This is a genomic window from Oceanobacillus locisalsi (assembly GCF_042675985.1).
GTDB lineage: Bacteria > Bacillota > Bacilli > Bacillales > Amphibacillaceae > Oceanobacillus > Oceanobacillus locisalsi.
This window is the reverse complement of the sequence record NZ_JBHTKK010000011.1, coordinates 107,032-125,481: the sequence shown is the minus strand read 5'-3', so window position 1 is coordinate 125,481 and position 18,450 is coordinate 107,032. Positions and strand designations below refer to the sequence as shown.

Below are 18,450 nucleotides of genomic sequence, written 5' to 3'. Positions count from 1 at the left end.
ACCTTTCGTACCCATTGTCTTTTTTTCAAAATAAAACACCATTTATATCTGAAAATTACAATAATAAATTAAAATTTACAAATCACATTGCTTGCTTTTTCATTTATTTTTTTATGCAACGCTAGTGGGAAATTATAAAATTAATTGCTTGTGGATAAATGGTTACAGATAAACGGCCACGTCCAGCTCCAAGCGCCAAAAACTAGGAGCCAACACGTGAGTGCCCTACGATAAAGAAGACTTAGCGATTGGCAAGCCGACAGGCGCAGACAGAGCTAAAGTCGCACTTATGCCCCGCGGGTGAAAAGAAGACTTAGCGATTGGCAAGCCGATAGGCGCAGACAGAGCTAAAGTCGCACTTTCATCGACTAAGAACGGTCACGTCCTGTGACCAACGTCGATACTAGGACGTCGTGCCCCGCGGGTGAAAGTCATCATCGGTTCGTCACCTCACCGTGATTCCTTTATCTCAGTTACGCCGCTCCAGTCTCTACGTTTTTAAGCAGGCGATTTGCGCTTTTGTTCTGCTTTGATTATTTCTCTCCCCCTATTTCTAGGCATTCACACAATCACTCCCCTGCACATATATTTATAGAAGATGTTCAAGAACAGCTTTGAAGAAAGGAAGATTTGCATGAGAAAGCTTTCCTGTTTCATTTTATTTATCAGTTCACTGCTTCTCATCAGTGCCTGTGGTCAAAATAAAGTGACCCAAATAGATCTTGCAGAAGTAACCCGCTCTATTTTTTATGCACCACAATATGTCGCTTTAGAAAAAGGTTTTTTTGAAGAAGAAGGGCTCGAAGTGAATTTGCAGACGACATGGGGCGGAGATACAACCATGACAACACTGTTGTCGGACAGTGCAGATATCGCCTTGGTTGGATCAGAAACATCCATCTACGTTTATGCTCAGGATTCCCGGGATTATGCGGTTAACTTTGCACAATTAACGCAAACAGACGGCACCTTTTTAGTAGCCAAAGAAACGGATGAAGACTTTGAATGGAATGATTTACGTGATAGTGAATTTCTCGGTCAGCGTGTAGGCGGAATGCCGCAGATGGTCGGGGAGTATGTTTTAAAACAACATGATATTGACCCGCATCAAGATTTAAATCTTGTTCAAAACATTGATTTTGCGAACATACCAGGTGCTTTTGCCAGCGGGGATTATCAATACGTTCAGCTGTTTGAACCTACCGCCAGTATTTTTGAAGCCAATGGTCAAGGGGAAATTGTTGCTTCTTTCGGGGAAGAATCCGGCGAAGTGCCCTACACAGTCTTCATGGCTAAACAAAGTTTCCTTGATGAAGAAGAAGAAACGGTAGAAGCATTCACCAGAGCTATCTATAAAGCACAACAATGGGTGGAAGAAACGGACTCCTTAGAAATTGCTGAAGTGGTAGAACCTTATTTTGAGGATACAGATGTAGAAATGCTTGCCAACGCGATTGACCGCTACAAACAGCAAGGTTCTTTTGCAACTTCTCCCGTACTGGAAGAAGAGGCATGGGAAAATCTAAAAGATATTATGGATGAAGCTGGCGAACTTCCTGGCGATGCCCCTTATGAAGAATTAGTGAATACCGAATATGCTGAGCGGATTATCGGGGAATAAAGGAGTGGAATCATGTCTTATCTTACATTAGATGGCGTATCACATTATTACTTTTCTAAAAAACAATATACAGAAGCCTTACACCATATTTCTTTCGCTGTGCATCAGAATGAATTTGTTTCTTTACTTGGACCTAGCGGCTGCGGGAAATCGACACTGCTGTCGCTTATCTCCGGAATGCTCCAGCCTGCAGAAGGGGATATTTTAATAAACGGAGAGAAAATGGATACAAGTGATTTAGAAATTGGTTATATGCTGCAGCAGGATTATCTCTTCCCTTGGAAAAGTATTATTGATAATGTACTGATTGGACCGAAAGTCAGGAAAAAGCAAGCGGAGAACATCAAACAGCGCGCTATTGCACTGCTGGAAGAAGTCGGTTTGGAGAATGTTGCTGAAAAGTATCCGGGTGAACTGTCGGGAGGAATGCGGCAGCGTGCAGCTTTAATCAGAACATTGATTACTGAGCCGGAGATCCTTTTATTGGATGAACCATTTTCCGCCTTAGATTTTCAGACAAAATTAAAATTGGAAGTATTAGTATCTGATTTACTGAAAGCCTATCAAAAAACAGCTATACTGGTAACCCATGATATTGGGGAAGCCATCTCGATGAGTGACCGCATTATTCTGATGTCCGCTCATCCGGGTGCCATCAAAAAGATTTATGATGTACCTGTGGAATTACGAGATGAATCGCCTTTTCTCGCAAGAAAGCATCCAAAATACAGCCGTCTCTTTGATAAAATCTGGGCGGACTTGGACCAGGAAAAACACAGCATAATCCCCCAAGAGGAGGATGCTTATGAACGGTCCTAAGTTATTTGCCCTCTATCAGCAAAAATTAAAAAGAGAAGCAAAGATTGTCCTGACTTGGCAGCTGTCTATTCTGATTTTGTTTTTTACACTTTGGGAAGTTGCAAGCAGATTTTATTGGATAGATCCGCTGTTATTCAGTTCTCCCAGCCGTGTATTCGTTTCTATATGGAGCAGACTTATAGAAGGTTCCTTACTCAGTCATATACAAATTACGCTGTTTGAAACCATCCTTGGTTTTTTGATTGGCACCATCGCCGGGATTATTATTGCTTCCTTACTTTGGAGCTTTCATCGTTTTGCAAAAGTCATGGATCCTTATCTTGTTGTTTTTAATGCTATGCCAAAGGTGGCTCTCGGGCCTATACTTATCGTAGCTCTCGGGCCAGGTTATTTATCGATTATTGCAATGGGATTTATTATCTCTGTGATTGTAACAACACTTGTTGTATTCGCAGCCTTTAACGAAGTCGACCAGAATTATTTAAAAGTATTGCAAAGTTTCGATGCATCCAAGTGGCAATGCTTTAAAGAGGCTGTCTTTCCAGCATCGTTACCAGCAATTATTTCCACTTTAAAGGTGAACGTCGGACTCTCCTGGGTAGGCGTTATTGTCGGGGAGTATTTAGTTTCCAAGCAAGGGCTGGGGTATTTAATTATTTACGGCTTCCAAGTATTTGATTTCACACTTGTGATGTCGAGCCTTGTAATTATTGCTATCTTGGCGGCGATTATGTATAAAACAGTAGAAAAAATTGAAAAGATGTTAATACGTAAATAGCAGACAGCATTCGACCTGTCTGCTATTTTCATACATATGATTTTTTTATCCGGAGCAAGCATGATTCCAATACAGCATCCTTCATAATAAAACTGAAATCTGTTTTTCTTTTTATATTCCCTGGTATTTTTTTCAGAAATACCGGACCGTTTGTTTCATAGTAAGTAATCTGGGGAATCAGTTCTTCGATTTCCGCAAAGTAGACATTTTTAATGACTGTTTCATAACGCCCGTCCACTTTATATTGCCCGATATAATGTAGCTTTTTCACCATTGCCCCGGTTTCTTCCATAACTTCCCGGACTGCGGCTTGATCTGCTGTTTCTCCTGATTCTACCTTCCCGCCAGGAAATTCGATCCCTCTTTCTTTATGATCCGTCAACAGCCATTTATCTTTATATCTGCAGATAACCCATACGTGCTTCGGATTTTTTGAAAATGGATGATCTAAAAAAGATAATTGTACCGTATTATTATAATAATCTTTAAAAACGTTCACTTCTTCCACTACTTTCCCCACGGGGCTGTCATCAGTTATAACTGATTTTTTACATTTCCAGCCGTTTTGAAGTGTCATCTCCACTACAAGAGTGTAACTTCCAACCATGTCATTTTCATGTTCCCGCACAAGTTGCACGGAATACGTTGATGTAATTATCATATCATATTCGTTTTCTTCTTGAAACCATGGCTCTGTTTGTGTCGAGATAACATGAAGTGAAACTTCCTTCATAGGGGGTTTTTTCGACGCACCGCTCTTTACGCATGCTGGTGCGGTGTAAGGCTCCCTGCCTCAAGAAATAAGGCAATACCTCATTTATAAGTACGGAACCTTACAACCGATACCACCCAGATTTGCATTGTTTTATCAGGACGAATAAACCCTTTTTATTCTTCCCTTAATACTCCCATTGTCTGGATATGATTCTTCGTATTTTCATCGCCTAAATCATATAATGTCTGATACACGCCGGTAATGGTGTCATCGTATACATCGTTAGCGGTGTCCAGATGATACGGCACAAAAGGAATATGGGTGCGTTTATAACTGTCAAAACTGGCTTCATGCATTCCTTCAAATTTTCTGCGCAGCATTAATATTTCTTCGGCAGTCGCATAAATCACAAAATCATCATTTTCCTGATACGGAATCCGGGAAATCTCCCCTTGTCCGACACTGATAAAATATTTTTGTTTATCCAATATCATCACCTCCCGCTTATATTTTCCCCGACAATAGAAAATAAACATTCTCAGCGCATTTTTTCATTGGAAAGCAACTGTATCCTTTTCATCTATCCAACACGAAAAAAGCGTGTACACCACACACGGCATACACGCTTTTTTCTAATCTTATTCTTGATAATCATTCCCATCTTGTGATTGCTGTTCCTGATTAATGGACGTATTATCCAGTGTTTTATCAAATTTCTGCAGGTATTTTCCTGCAAAATCTTTTCCTCCCAAACCAAATGCAAGGCCAAACGCTAATGCTAATGCTGCCAGAAGCAGGATAAATGCGCTGTTCACAATGGTGGAAGCAATACCTAACTGCGATACGGCCATAAAGGCTGCAAGAATTAAAATACTATACTTTGCAAAACCTGCAAGTGCAGCTGAAGCCGGCCCATTTAACAAATGCAAGAGTACTTTTTGCACCATCGAACCAAGTAACAGAGCAACACCTAAAATCAGCACAGCTGCCAGCACATTCGGCAGATACGCAGTAATTGCCGTTGCAATACCGACAAGGAAATCCAGCTGGATAATATACAGCGCTTGTACGGTTAAGAAAAACACAATTAAAATCTGGACAATATATCCGGCAATATAAGACGGTGTCCATTTTGACTGGTCAAGCATTTTATTATTGCTGATGGTAGATACAAAACGATTAAATCCTAATTTACCGAGGTAATCTCCTGTAAATTCGCCAATCAGCTTACCTAACCAGATTCCAACTAGGATTAAACCGATAGCAATCAAGATATTCGGAATCATTTGCACAACATTGTGCAACATGCCGACTGCCGGTTCTGTAATTCCTGCCAGCTCTAACTGTTCCAGAGCAGAGATCGTAATTGGAATCAGAATAAGGATAAATACAATGTTCCCGACAAATTTTGCAAAAGATGTTCCCTCAAACACATTGGCTAATTTTAATTTCTGAATCCATTTCTCTGTTCCTGCTGCTTCTAATAAATTCGTTACAATACTGCGGACAATTTTGCCGACAAACCAGCCTACTGCAAAAATAAGTACGGCAGCAGCAAGTTTAGGAATAAAGTTCAATATTGTCGACAGTAAGCCGCTGAATGGCTCGGCGACACCTTGGATATTTAAAGCCTGAAGGATTCCAGGAATAAATAACAGCAAGATAAGATAAAAAGCGAATTTACCTGCTGATTCAATTGTTTTGCGAATACCTTCTTCGGAATCCGCAATGCCCGCTTTAGAAAACAGGCGCTGAATGCGTAATTTCTTACTTCCTTCTACAATCAGCCATTGCGCAATTGTCGCAATAATCCAAGCCAATAGCAAAATTAACGCTGCCTTAATGACTGCAGGGATAAAGTTTAAGAATGTAGAGATCAAATCCGATAAAGGATTTGCAATCATCGACATGTTAAGGATATTAAAGAATAAGATGAAACCTACAAGCAGCAGTATGTAATAAACTGCTTTGGAGATAATCTTATCCGATTGGACCGGCTCCTCTTTTAACCGGAATCGATTAAATAATTTATCGTCCCACTTTGTATTTTTTAATGCTTTAGCTACCATATTACTTATCCATTTCGCGATAAGCCAAACGACAAGAAGTACAACAAGGGCTATAATGACATTTTGAACCCCTGTCCAAAAACTAGCTGAAAAGTAATCATTCATAAAGTTTTCCATTGATTTTTGCTCCTCTCTATGCAGTATAGTAAGCGCTACCCGTCATATAAGAGAGCTAAACCTATTTTTTCCTGAAATATTTCTTTACTAACATGATGTCCTTTTCATCTTTTCGGCCAAGCTTTTAAAAAAGCTTTTTTAACGCATGCCGGACTAATTTATTCGCTGCGTTCCTTGGCAATTCGTCGGTAATATAGATTTCCTTCGGCTGTTTATATTGTGCCAGCCTGTCTCTTAAAAAGGAAAACATGGCATCCGTGGTCAGGTTATCATCCGCAACTACAAATGCAACCGGAACTTCTCCCCATTCCGAATCTTTTTTACCAGTTACTCCCGCTTCAAAGATTTCTTCCATCTGCAACAGGACATTCTCAATTTCGGATGGATACACATTTTCACCACCGGAAATAATCAGATCACTGCGGCGGTCAACGACATATAAAAAACCTTCTTCATCGAGATATCCAACATCTCCTGTTGCCAGCCAGCCATTTGAAAATGTTTGTTCGTTCGCTTCGGGGCGATTAAAATAACCTGTTGTCACCATGGGACCTTTCACCAGAATCTCCCCTACTTCGCCCGCCTGTTTTCCTCGTATGGTTAATTGTGCCGGAAAAAGCGGTTTTCCTGCTGAGCCAATTTTACGAAGTGCATCTTTGGGGCTTAGGGTAACAATTTGAGAAGCTGTTTCCGTCATTCCATAGGATTGAAACACCGGGATTTGTTTTTCTTTTGTTTGTTGCAATAATGTTTCCGGAGCAGGTCCTCCCCCAAGCAGCATGCAGCGAAATGCTTCTGGATAACTTGCATCTCCGAGATAATTTACCAGACGCTGCAGCATCACTGTGACGACAGAGGCCATGGTTACTTGCTTGTGCATAATCGCATCATGTACCTCTTCTACATCAAATTTTTCCAATAAATAAATTGGCATACCGTATATGATTCCTTTTAACATCGTGGACAGACCGCTCACATGGAAAAGCGGCAGCGGTACTAGCCACTTGTCATCATGATGCTGGCCAAAATTTAAACTGGAGCTTGTGGCACTCCACCAGTGATTTCCATACGTATGCTGCACAGCCTTCGGAAAACCGGATGTTCCGGATGTATACATCATCGTAAAAACCTTGTCCAGATTTATTTCTTCTATAAGTTGCATCTCCCGGTCAGCTTCCAAATCCTCCAGTTGTTCAAACGTTATCTGTCTGCATTCGGTCAGTTCTTTTTTCTCTGTTTCTATAATAAGAAGCGTCACATTTGCATCCTGCATTTGCTGTTTCATTTCATAAGCAGTTAAGCGCATATTCAGCAATACAACTACGGCCCCTAGATAACTGCATGCATGGATGGTCTCCATCATTTCTATACTGTTACCTGAAAGAATGGCAACATGATCCCCTTTTGTTACATTAGCAGCAACGAGTTTTCTCGCTTTTTCTCTGCTATTTTCAGCTAGCCGGCTAAAAGTGATCGTGGTTCCATCTTTCAACTCCACCGCAATATCATTCGGGGATAAATCAGCTTGTTTATCAAGCCAATGAGGAATAACTGTACACATTTTTTCTTCCTCCATTGTTATCAGTTTCTTTTGTATATTCCTTTCTTTGCGAAAAGAAACCTTTGCACGATGGGCAAAGGTTTCTGCACTATCCGCTTAAAATATCTTTAATCAAACATCATCTTAAGGGAATCTTGGGAACTGTCTAAAGTTCGGTTTTCTTTTTTCTTTAAAGGCATCTCTGCCTTCTTTCGCTTCCTCTGTTGTATAATAAAGCAGTGTTGCATCGCCGCCAAGCTGCTGCAAACCAGCCAAGCCATCGGTATCTGCATTGAAGGATGCTTTCAAGAAACGTAAAGCCATCGGTGATTTTTCTAAGATTTCTTCGCACCATTGCAATGTTTCTTCTTCTAATTTTTCTAAAGGTACGACTGTATTTACCAAGCCCATGTCATACGCTTCTTCGGCATTATACTGACGGCATAAGTACCAAATTTCACGGGCACGTTTATGACCGACCATACGAGCTAAGTATCCGGCACCATAACCAGCATCAAAGCTGCCCACTTTTGGTCCAGTTTGTCCGAAAATCGCATTATCTGCCGCGATTGTTAAATCACAAACAACATGAAGAACGTGTCCGCCGCCGATGGCATATCCGGATACCATCGCAATTACCGGTTTTGGAATCGTACGGATTAAACGCTGCAGATCAAGGACATTCAAGCGCGGAACTTCGTCGCCGCCGACATAACCGCCGTGACCGCGGACGGACTGGTCTCCGCCGGAACAAAATGCTTTCTCTCCTTCTCCGGCCAAAATGATAACACCGATAGATGAATCATCACGTGCATCCGTAAAAGCCGCAATCATTTCATTTACGGTATTTGGCGTAAATGCATTCCGTTTTTCAGGACGGTTAATGGTTACTTTTGCAATGCCGTTGTATTTTTCATAAATAATTTCTTCAAAGTTCTTTTCTTTTTTCCATTCTACTGTCATATTTATGACTCCTTTCGAACTGATGGTTTATCTCGTAATATCAATATGATTTTCACGGAAGAACCCATTTACCATTTTACCAAAGTTTCGCGATTTTTCCACATGAACAGCATGACCCGCGTCGGCACAGATAAGGAAGGTCACCCGCGGGATTGATGTCTGCATATGACGATTCATGGCAACAAATTTCTCATCCTCTTCTCCGACAATGAGTAACGTGGAGTGCGGAAGTTGCGGCAAATCGTTCCACCACGAGGGCTGCACCCCTGTCCCCATTGTACGGAGCGACATTGCCAAACCTTCCGCATTCTGAGAAAGGCGTTCTTCCCGAATTTTTCTCTGTTCCCTATCCGGGAGCCGTTTTTGAGTAGCGAATAAAGGAAGTTCCTGCCAATTGTTCACAAACTCCTCAACGCCTTGTTCCAAAATACGCCGGGCCAATTGTTCATCCTTTTCTTTACGTTCCTGCCGTGCAGGTTCCTCCTTTAATCCCGGCGAAGCACTCTCTAATACCAGCGAAGCAATATATTCCGGATAATACATCGCAAAGCTTAACGCCGTTCTTCCTCCCATCGAATAACCGACCACATGTGTTTGGCTTATTCCTAATTGATCCAACATTGCTGCCAGCAAAGAACAGCAATCTTTCATGGACGTAATAGGACTGTCCGTTTTCCCGTGCCCCGGTAAATCAACGAGAATACATTGATATTCGCTGAAGCAAGAACTGACCTCTCTCCATGTTTCGCGCGTCCCTGTAAAACCATGCAGAAACAGGATAGGCTCTCCCTGACCGATGATATCATATTGTAAGCCATCTGCATTCATTGCCAACCCTCTTTTATCTCTGTAATAATACGGTCCCATTTATCTCGATGCCAGCGCGTATTTTCATCACGGTCCGTTTTCACTTCAATGATAGATAAACCTTCCTGTTGATAACTGTGCTGCAGCTGTGTTTTTAACGCCTGTTCCGTTGAAACAACGGTATAAGCAGCGCCATATAGTTCTCCCGCCTTTTCAAAAGGCAAATCAGCCGGCGTACCAAAAATAGGTTCAAAATGCTTTTTGTCATTTGCTTGCGGCAGAAAAGAGAAAATGCCGCCCCCGTTATTATTGACAAGCACAATCGTGATCGGCAGCTGATATTGTTTAGCTGCCAGCAGTCCGTTCATATCATGGAAGAAGGACAGATCACCGATCAAAAGCGTTACCCGCTCTCCAGCAGCAGTTGCTCCGACCGCACTGGAAATCACGCCGTCAATACCATTCGCTCCACGGTTGCAGAGAATGGAAATGCGTTTAGAAGACGCCATAAAAAAGCTGTCTACATCACGGACAGCCATACTGTTTCCGACATAAAGCGTTGTATCATCAGGAATAACATCTGCAATTCCTCGGACAACCTCTCCTTCTGTCACTTGTTCTTCTACTCCTGCTAACAAGTGATACTTTGCCGTTTGATTATCGTTTTGCCATTCTTGTAACCATGTTCCACCGCGCTGTTCGTCCGGCGCTTTTGCGATTAATTGTTCACATAAGTACTTAGGGTCTGTATAGATGTAGGCTGTGTCATTACCAGTAGGATCACGAAAACCTGCGTCCGCCTCTACCACAAACTGCGGAATAGACAAATGTTCTTTCACAAAAAATAAATATGCTTTGGATACAGGCATGGCACCAAAACGAATGATATAATCCGGCTGCAATTGTGCTCGTATTTCTGCATCACGCAAGAAAGCATCATACGCTTCAATAACATGGCTTTTTTCATGGCCGCCTGTCCGCAGCTGCGATAAGGGGTCTGCTAAAATAGGAATATTCCAGCTTTGAGCTAATTGACATACAGACGCAGCAAAATCCCCATTCATCTCCGGACCGCAGACAAGGAGTCCTTTTTGGGAAGAATGGAAAAGGTCTGCAATTTCCTCTACTTGTTCCTCAGCCAAATGTTTGACCCCTTCTATTCTGTTCATGTCCGTACGCTTGGTGTCTGCTTCTGTATTCCAAATATCAGGAAGCGTGAAATCCGGAGCAAGTGGTTCTCTGAATGGGAAATTCACTTGGACAGGGCCTTTGTTCGCCTGTTCTGTGTATGCAAATGCCTGTGCTGCTTTTCGGCGTGCATACCCAAGCATCTGCGGCGTTGCTTCTGGGACCGCCATTTCATGAAACCATTTGACGTAATCCCCATACATTTTGATTTGCTCAATAGCTTGAGGGGCACCAACTTGACGCAATTCATGCGGACGATCCGCTGTCAAAACCAGAAGCGGCACCCTGCTGTAAAAAGCCTCCACAATCGCAGGATAATAATTCGCAGCAGCTGTACCAGATGTACATACTAAAGCGACCGGCCGATTGGTTTTTTTCGCTAATCCCAAAGCAAAAAAGCCGGCTGAACGCTCATCAATCACAATCCAATCCTTAATCGATGGATGCTCCCTGAATGTCAGTGCTAAGGGAGTAGATCTGGAACCAGGTGAAATAACGACATCTGTCATTCCGTTCCCCGCCAGCTCATCAATAAAATTGGCAGTGTAACGTGTTAAACTCTCTGTGTAATTCATTATTCTAATCCACTCCTAAAACAGATAACATCGGCATTAACTTAATCTTTGTTTCTTCATATTCACTCTCTGGGATGGAATCTTCCACAATGCCGCAGCCCGCAAACAAAGAAGCTTCATCTTGTTGGATCAATGCAGAACGTAAAGCAACTGCAAACTCCCCGTGCTTATTACTGTCCACCCAGCCGATAGGCGCTCCATACCAGCCCCGGTCCAATAATTCATTGTCGCGGATAAATGCCAGCGCATCTTCTCTCGGAGTTCCTCCTAATGCCGGTGTCGGATGAAGTCCGCTGATAATAGAAAAAATATGATGATTCTTTTGGAGCTTGGCCCGTACCGGCGTATATAAATGCTGCAATGTTTTATATTGATGCACAGCCGGCTCATCCGGAACGGTAACATCTGTACAATATGCCTCCATAGTACTGCGGATCATCTGCACGACATAATCATGCTCTTCCCTGTTCTTCGGATCTTCAAAAAGATGGTTCGCTATTGTCTCATCTTCTTCCATGGTTTTTCCGCGCGGCGCCGTGCCAGCCAAACAGGTAGACAATACATCCTCCCCTTTTACTTTCACAAGACGTTCCGGCGTAGCTCCAAGAAAACAATCCTCTCCCATTTCATAGGCAAATACATAGGAATTGGATTGGGTGTCTACAAGGCGTTTCAGAATGTCTGGAACGTTTGCTGACTGGTGAAAACGAAGCCGCACTTCTCTAGCAAGAACAATTTTATCAATTGCTGTATTTTTCATGACGTTTGTTGCTTTTTTTATCGTTTCTTTCCATTGTTCCGGCGCTATTTCCCTTTTACTTAGCACACGCAATACATGGTTATTATCTTGATAAACCGCACTATCTAATAACGTATGACGATAGGTTTGCAATTCCTCCCGCACCGTTTCATATTCTTCTCTTGGAAGAAGAAGACGATTTATAGTAAGGTAATAATTACCATTTGTATGTGTTAAAATATAATTTGGAACGGAGAAATGGTTACTTGGGAAGTTTTCCCATAGTTTGGTCCGCGGTTTTAACGGATCAAATGAAAAACCACCCATCGCCACAACGCCAGTTCCCGACATATGGTACGGGTTAGAAATAACAGCGTTCTTTAATAAAGCATTCCAATCCGCTTCTACTTGCTGATAGCGATTTTTAGAAGCTTCCACAGACAGCTCCACAGCATGCCCTGCTCCCGCCATTTGAAAATCTTCGTCTGCGCTCGACCAAAAGGTGCGCGGAAACGTCAACTCCCCCGCTTTTTCTAAAAATCTATATAAAGGAGCCTGATTTATTTTTTCAGTATAACTAAACAGTCTTTCTTGCTGATCTGTCTGAACAGATTGCATCGCAGCTTCCAAATCAGCTGTAAACTGTTTTTCTTTTACTTCCATCATGATGATAAACCTCCGTAATCATACGTGTTCAAATACTGCATTAAAAATAATATGATTATAGCGCAGTCTTTGAATATCCTTTCATTAATAAGACTGGTAATTTTAATATCTCTCCTTATTTTATGCCCTTTTTGTTACTTTCTCAAGAAAAGCCTTATAATTGATTGAAATCCATCCTTCTTTTCAAATTTTCAGTCGACAATCGGGGCTCTGTCCCGCAAAATTGGATTGACACGCTCTTGCCTCTTCACTAAAATAAATACGATATCGTTTTTTAGGAGGAAGCCCATAATGACGACAAAAGATACAGCTGAGATAAAAGAATTATTGAATGAACGGGAAGGATTTCATAAATGGTGGCGGTTAATGCGACCGCACACACTGACTGCCTCCTTTGTCCCTGTCTTTGTCGGGACAATGATTGCTTTTAACGAAGGAACCATTAATTGGCTGCTGTTTTTGGCCATGATGATTGCTTCTTTACTTATTCAGGCAGCTACCAATATGTTTAATGAATACTATGATTTCGTGCGCGGGTTAGATAACGATCAGTCTGTCGGCATCGGCGGTTCCATTGTGCGTGACGGGATGCACCCGGAACGGATACGTAATATTGCCCTTATTTTTTATGCTATATCCATTGGCATCGGTATCTACATATGTATTGTTTCCAGCTGGTGGATTGCAATTATTGGTTTATTTTGTATGGCAATCGGCTATTTATATACTGGGGGTCCTATTCCGATTTCCTATACACCTTTTGGAGAAATATTCTCCGGTGTTCTGATGGGGTCGGTGATTATCGGAATTACCTATTATATTCAGACCTCCGCCGTTACGATGGAAATGATCTGGATTTCTATCCCAGTAACGATATTTATCGGCTGCATTAACTTTGCGAACAATATCCGGGATCGGGACGGAGATAAAAGAGGCGGAAGAAAAACCATTGCGGTACTTCTCGGCAGGCCAAATTCCATTAATCTGCTTGCCTTCTTGTTTATTGCAGCTTTCGCAATAACCATCATACTGATTTTAATCGGTATTCTCCCTGTATGGTCATTCCTCACTTTATTAAGTGCACTGCCGGCTATCGGTGTAATTAAAGGATTTAAAGGGAAAACGCAAGCTATTGATATGATGCCGGCCATGAAAAATACCGGGAAAACCAATACCATATATGGTCTGCTTTTAGGTATCTCTTTATTGATTTCCGGTTTACTGTAAGCATGGATGTAATCTGAAAGAAAGGATGGTATCATGCAAGCAAAACATTTAACTGAGAAAGATATTGCTCATTTCAAGAAACAACTGCTGGAAATGAGAGAAGAAGCCGAAACATCTACAGAGTCAGCTGACAACCAGGAAGATGAACTTGCTTCAGTGACGATCAATAATCATCCAGCTGATTTAGGTACAGAACAATTTGAACAGGAACGGGATGCCAGTCTGGAATATATGCGGCAAGAAAATTTGCAAGAAATTGATCTTGCCCTGCAAAAAATCGAAGAAGGCACGTACGGATTAAGTGAAAAATCCGGCAAGCCCATTCCTAAAGAAAGACTGGAAGCTTTACCTACCGCAAGAATGCTGGTAGAAGAGGCGTCAGATGCAGAATAACGATCTGAGCTAAAAAAACATCATTTGTATGCGCTAAAGCTTCCATACCTTGTCCGTCAAGACGCAAGCGGCTTTGGCGCAACTTTTCATAAGAAAAGCAGAGACGCTTTACCTGGTCTCTGCTTTTCTTATATTCTTATATAAATCTGGTTCGCTGCTGTTGAATCCAGCTTTGCATTTTTTTAAATAGCGGGATAAACAAAATCGCGATAATAATTCCTTTTATAATATTAAATGGCAGTACACCGCCTATAACGGTAATCCACTTCACTTGGTCAGACATCTCCCAGCCCATAAACCAGCCGTATGCCGGTAAAATAAAGTAGTAATTGAGTACACTCATTCCGACCGCCATAATCACGGTTCCTGCCGCCAGTCCTGTTATCATACCTTTCAGCCCTTTTATACGATGATAAATCAGAGACACCGGCAAAACAATCATAAGTCCTGCCACAAAATTGGATAGAACTCCAATCGGCTCTCCCGAACCGGACACAGCCAGATATAATAAATTTTTAAATCCGACTACCAGCACTCCGGCAATTGGCGAGAATATCAATGACGCGATTAACGCAGGAACATCACTGAAATCTACTTTTAAATAGGGTGTTGGTAAAAAAGGTAATGGAAAATTAATAAAAAATAAAACAAGCGAAACGGTACTTAATAACGCGATAATAATTAACTTTAACAGCTGATTTTTCTTCTTTTTTTGCATCAGCTTTCCTCCTCCATCATTTTTTCGATTCCAACTCGTGATGAAGGTTCGATACTTTTTTATCCCCCAAGCAATTCATAGAAGCAGAAAAATCTTTCTGTTCCCCCGCTAAAAAACCCTAAAGCTCTTGAGGCTTTAGGGTTTGGAGTCATCGCTAAATAAATACGCTAATATACATACGCATTGTTAAATAAAAATAAGCTCGACATCTTCTCCCATCCAGACTATCACTGTCGGTTCCGGAATTTCACCAGATCAACTGCAAATAAATTGCAGCTCGCGGACTATATCCGCCGGTCGGGAATTACACCCTGCCCCGAAGATTGGAATCGAATATTAAATTTAACTTAAGTATACCACATTTATTTCGTTTGGCAAGAGAAAAATGTTGAATTCAATATAGTTTATTTTTCCATTACATATCGTCCTGAAGTGGATCCAGGTTCTCTTTTCCGGTCAGCTTTGCAAGCATCGTAACCAGTAAGTCAACTTCCTGTTCCATATCTTGCTTACTCACTGTTTCTACAGGAGAATGCATGTATCTTAACGGTAAAGATACCAGCGCTACTGGCACGCCTTTCCCTGTATAGCGCATCTTATCCGCGTCTGTTCTTGTCGCTGCAGGTGTCAGTTCATATTGTAAAGGAATCGATTTTTCTGCAGCTGCTTCTTCCAGCCACTGATTCACTTTGCGATGAATAGGTGCACCTTTGGCTAAAACAGGTCCGCCTTCTAAATGAACTTCTACCAACTTTCTCGTATCCACATTTGGATAATCGGTTGCAAATGTAACATCGATACCAATAGCAAAGTCCGGCTCTATCCCTGCCGCTGCAAAATAGGCGCCTCCCATATTGGTTTCTTCATTTACCGTACTCGCACCGTAAACGCCGATTGGAATATCCTTTTCCGAAAGCCTGCGAATCACTTCTGCAACCATGAAAGCTCCCGTACGGTTATCTAATCCTCTCGCTGAAATATATCGGTCCTGTAAAATTTCCGGTTCTGTTTTAAATACACAAAGATCGCCAACCTGTACCTTATGCAGTGCTTCTTCCTTTGTTTGAAAACCGCAGTCCATATATAAGTCCTGCACATCAAAGTCACCTTTTGCCCCGCCTTGGTGCTGTGCATTGACGCCAATAACTCCTGTCACGGTTTCTTGATACCCAAGCACAGTCACTCGCATACCAATAGCCGCTTTCGGATTGATAACGCCCATTTTATCAAAAAATATAAAGCCACGTTCATCGATACGTTGAATAACCAGGCCGATTTCATCACAATGGCCTGCTAAAAGGACTTTAAACGGAGCATCCGGATTTAACACAGCTATCGCATTGCCAACATGGTCTGTTCTGATTTCATCCGCATACTCCTGCACATAATGGATCCATTTCTTTTGAATTGCCATTTCCATGCTTGATGGAGAAGGCGTGTGAAGCAGATCCATTAATACATCATATTGTGTGTCCGTCATATTACTTAAACTCCCAATTACTTCCCTCTCTAGCCTATATATCATGTGCATCTTTTGTTTACCAAATTCACAGAAAAGGGTACACTTACTATATCAAATAATTGAAATGAGGGATACAAATGACATTAAATGCGTGGTATGAAAAAGGGATGAATCCAGATGAATACATTGAAGCGATGGAAGTAAATAAAGAAGATTTATTATACATTTACGATAACTTTTCATTACCTGCAGATGAGGATTTCTTTGAAGAAACAAAAAATAAGAATTTAAGAGCTATTATTCTTACAGAAGACTGGTGCGGAGATGCCATGTTAAATATGCCGGTTCTTCTCAAAATTTCAGAGGCCGTCCAGATGCCTGTGAAAGCCTTGTTGCGGGATGATAACCTTGAATTAATGGACCAATACCTCACTAATGGCACAGCCAGATCCATCCCTATCGTCATTTTTATGGACGCAGAAGGAAATGAAGTCGGGAAATGGGGACCGAGAGCAGAAAAAATCCAGGCCTCTATTGATGAATCCCGGGCGCAATTGCCGCCAAAGGATGCAGAAGACTTCGGAGAAAAGCAAAAACAAATGCATCGCTTTATTACCAAATCGTATCGTGACAATCCGGAAAACTGGTCCATTGTTTATGAAAGTATCAAACAAACAATACAGTCTATCTAATTTTCAACACTGATTCATATTCGCTGAATCAGTGTTTTTATTTGTCTGAAATGATGTGAATAGCATCATTTCCCCTCCATGAACTCCTCCTGAAAACATCTGCCGGCAACGAATAAGCTCTCCTTCTATCAGTCATACTAACCTATACAGATTGGAGGGCTCTCAAATGAATGACCGTTTTCTTAAACTTCTTTACCACCGTGTTCCAAATATTTTAAAACTCCTTTTACTTGTCCTGATTACGATGCCGATTTTCGGATTTCTTATTAATTTAATGGAACCGGATCGTTTTCCTACCGTTTTTGATGGCATCTGGTGGGCGCTTATTACCGGTTCTACTGTCGGTTATGGAGATTTCATACCCGAAACCATACCAGGGAGGCTGCTTGCTGCATTTTTAGTTCTGAGCGGTGGCGGGTTAATTGCATTTTATATTGCCTCCTTATCTACTACTGTCAGTAAACGTGAAAAGAAATCACAGGAAGGCAAACTGGCTTTTCATGGTAATAACCATTATATATTTGTCGGTTTTAACGAACGGACCCGGCGGCTTGTTGATTTAATCATTCGTCATTATTCCAATAAAAAAATTGTTATTATCGACCGCAGTTTGGACAACTTATCCTATACCAAATTACCAGTCCATTATATCAAAGGAAACGCAACAGAAGATGACATTTTACATATGGCGAAAATAAAGGATGCAGCTTGCGTATTTATTGCAGCAGATAATCAAAAAACAGATTATGAATCAGATACCCAGGCAATTCTGACTACCATCGCTATCCGCGGCAATAACCAGGATATTCCAATTGTTTCTGAGATTTTATCTGAAAAGCAAATCGATAATGCCGGCCGCGCCGGAGCTACCACGATAATTCGCTCCAATGATTTTATGAGCAGTCTGTTTTTTCATGAATTAGATCCAGAAGTACAAGCAACCCCTTTTGAAGATATTTACCATCTTTTGACACAACAAAAATTTATCCATCTCCCGCTGCCCGATTCACTGATTGGAAAAACGTATTCGGAAGCTGTCCCCCCCTTTTTAGAAAAAGGGTATATGGTGATTGGTATTCTTCGCGGGAAGGACTATATGCTGCACCCTAAAATTGCATGTGTGCTAAAAGAAAAAGACATCGTTATCTGCATGGTCCATCGATAAGCAGCCTTATTTAAATTGTCAGAGTAGCTAACGCCTAGTGTTTATGGTAAAATAATATATTGTGAAAAAAGGACATGTTCAAAAGATGAAGAAAAAGATTTTAAAATTGACTTACTGGTTTTCTTGCCGAAGTCAATACAGAGCTTACAAAAGCTGCCTTTTCTTTTTCCATCCGCTTTGGATAACGCATAATATA

At 41.4% G+C, this 18,450-nt stretch carries 17 protein-coding genes and 1 riboswitch; of the genes, 7 read left to right on the top strand and 10 right to left on the bottom strand.

Annotated features, from left to right (window positions below; genetic code table 11):
* Window positions 1–634 precede the first annotated feature (634 nt).
* Genes ACFQ19_RS10755 through ACFQ19_RS10745 form a run of 3 tightly spaced genes read left to right on the top strand, consistent with a single transcriptional unit; the run spans window position 635 to window position 3,218 of the window.
* A complete protein-coding gene (locus ACFQ19_RS10755) occupies window positions 635–1,621 on the top strand; it encodes an ABC transporter substrate-binding protein (protein WP_379592079.1) in 987 nt (328 codons plus the stop codon).
* Between the two features lie 12 nt (window positions 1,622–1,633).
* The gene (locus ACFQ19_RS10750; protein WP_379592078.1) at window positions 1,634–2,440 is read left to right on the top strand and encodes an ABC transporter ATP-binding protein; all 807 of its coding nucleotides are present in this window, start codon (window positions 1,634–1,636) and stop codon (window positions 2,438–2,440) included.
* Window positions 2,427–3,218 (top strand): ABC transporter permease, encoded by a 792-nt coding sequence (locus ACFQ19_RS10745; RefSeq protein ID WP_379592077.1) that lies wholly within the window; start codon window positions 2,427–2,429, stop codon window positions 3,216–3,218. Before ACFQ19_RS10750 ends, ACFQ19_RS10745 begins: the two co-directional genes overlap by 14 nt.
* 28 nt (window positions 3,219–3,246) lie before the next feature.
* Here ACFQ19_RS10745 and ytkD read toward each other — a convergent pair whose 3' ends face one another.
* The 8 genes from ytkD to ACFQ19_RS10705 all read right to left on the bottom strand — a co-directional run bounded on the left by ytkD (window position 3,247) and on the right by ACFQ19_RS10705 (window position 12,597).
* Window positions 3,247–3,717: an RNA deprotection pyrophosphohydrolase gene (ytkD, locus tag ACFQ19_RS10740; protein WP_379592084.1), complete on the bottom strand. Its 471-nt coding sequence runs from the start codon at window positions 3,715–3,717 to the stop codon at window positions 3,247–3,249.
* A gap of 389 nt (window positions 3,718–4,106) precedes the next feature.
* A complete protein-coding gene (locus ACFQ19_RS10735) occupies window positions 4,107–4,421 on the bottom strand; it encodes a hydrolase (protein WP_379592076.1) in 315 nt (104 codons plus the stop codon).
* 150 nt (window positions 4,422–4,571) lie between these two features.
* Window positions 4,572–6,119, bottom strand: coding sequence for a mechanosensitive ion channel (locus ACFQ19_RS10730; protein ID WP_379592075.1), 1,548 nt, complete (start codon window positions 6,117–6,119; stop codon window positions 4,572–4,574).
* 124 nt (window positions 6,120–6,243) lie between these two features.
* Entirely contained in the window at window positions 6,244–7,680 is a 1,437-nt protein-coding gene (locus ACFQ19_RS10725; RefSeq protein ID WP_379592074.1) for an o-succinylbenzoate--CoA ligase, read from the bottom strand.
* 123 nt (window positions 7,681–7,803) lie between these two features.
* Window positions 7,804–8,622, bottom strand: a complete 819-nt coding sequence (gene menB, locus ACFQ19_RS10720) for a 1,4-dihydroxy-2-naphthoyl-CoA synthase (protein WP_379592073.1) — start codon at window positions 8,620–8,622, stop codon at window positions 7,804–7,806.
* A gap of 27 nt (window positions 8,623–8,649) precedes the next feature.
* On the bottom strand, window positions 8,650–9,450 hold the full coding sequence (gene menH, locus ACFQ19_RS10715; RefSeq protein ID WP_379592072.1) for a 2-succinyl-6-hydroxy-2,4-cyclohexadiene-1-carboxylate synthase: 801 nt from the start codon (window positions 9,448–9,450) through the stop codon (window positions 8,650–8,652).
* Window positions 9,447–11,192, bottom strand: a complete 1,746-nt coding sequence (gene menD / locus ACFQ19_RS10710) for a 2-succinyl-5-enolpyruvyl-6-hydroxy-3-cyclohexene-1-carboxylic-acid synthase (RefSeq protein ID WP_379592071.1) — start codon at window positions 11,190–11,192, stop codon at window positions 9,447–9,449. Before menD ends, menH begins: the two co-directional genes overlap by 4 nt.
* A 4-nt stretch (window positions 11,193–11,196) precedes the next feature.
* On the bottom strand, window positions 11,197–12,597 hold the full coding sequence (locus ACFQ19_RS10705; protein WP_379592070.1) for an isochorismate synthase: 1,401 nt from the start codon (window positions 12,595–12,597) through the stop codon (window positions 11,197–11,199).
* Window positions 12,598–12,888: 291 nt separating this feature from the next.
* On the opposite strand from ACFQ19_RS10705, the gene ACFQ19_RS10700 reads away from it, so the two are divergent.
* The gene (locus ACFQ19_RS10700; protein ID WP_379592069.1) at window positions 12,889–13,824 is read left to right on the top strand and encodes a 1,4-dihydroxy-2-naphthoate polyprenyltransferase; all 936 of its coding nucleotides are present in this window, start codon (window positions 12,889–12,891) and stop codon (window positions 13,822–13,824) included.
* A gap of 33 nt (window positions 13,825–13,857) precedes the next feature.
* Window positions 13,858–14,217, top strand: a complete 360-nt coding sequence (locus tag ACFQ19_RS10695; RefSeq protein ID WP_379592068.1) for a hypothetical protein — start codon at window positions 13,858–13,860, stop codon at window positions 14,215–14,217.
* Between the two features lie 136 nt (window positions 14,218–14,353).
* Here ACFQ19_RS10695 and ACFQ19_RS10690 read toward each other — a convergent pair whose 3' ends face one another.
* Both ACFQ19_RS10690 and ACFQ19_RS10685 read right to left on the bottom strand, forming a co-directional pair.
* A complete protein-coding gene (locus ACFQ19_RS10690; protein ID WP_379592067.1) occupies window positions 14,354–14,935 on the bottom strand; it encodes an ECF transporter S component in 582 nt (193 codons plus the stop codon).
* Between the two features lie 203 nt (window positions 14,936–15,138).
* Window positions 15,139–15,263: riboswitch (FMN riboswitch) on the bottom strand.
* Between the two features lie 87 nt (window positions 15,264–15,350).
* A complete protein-coding gene (locus tag ACFQ19_RS10685) occupies window positions 15,351–16,415 on the bottom strand; it encodes a M20/M25/M40 family metallo-hydrolase (RefSeq protein ID WP_379592066.1) in 1,065 nt (354 codons plus the stop codon).
* Between the two features lie 119 nt (window positions 16,416–16,534).
* Here ACFQ19_RS10685 and ACFQ19_RS10680 point away from each other — a divergent pair, with 119 nt between their 5' ends.
* Both ACFQ19_RS10680 and ACFQ19_RS10675 read left to right on the top strand, forming a co-directional pair.
* The gene (locus ACFQ19_RS10680; RefSeq protein WP_379592065.1) at window positions 16,535–17,089 is read left to right on the top strand and encodes a thioredoxin family protein; all 555 of its coding nucleotides are present in this window, start codon (window positions 16,535–16,537) and stop codon (window positions 17,087–17,089) included.
* Between the two features lie 166 nt (window positions 17,090–17,255).
* Entirely contained in the window at window positions 17,256–18,254 is a 999-nt protein-coding gene (locus ACFQ19_RS10675) for a potassium channel family protein (protein WP_379592064.1), read from the top strand.
* Window positions 18,255–18,450: the final 196 nt, after the last annotated feature.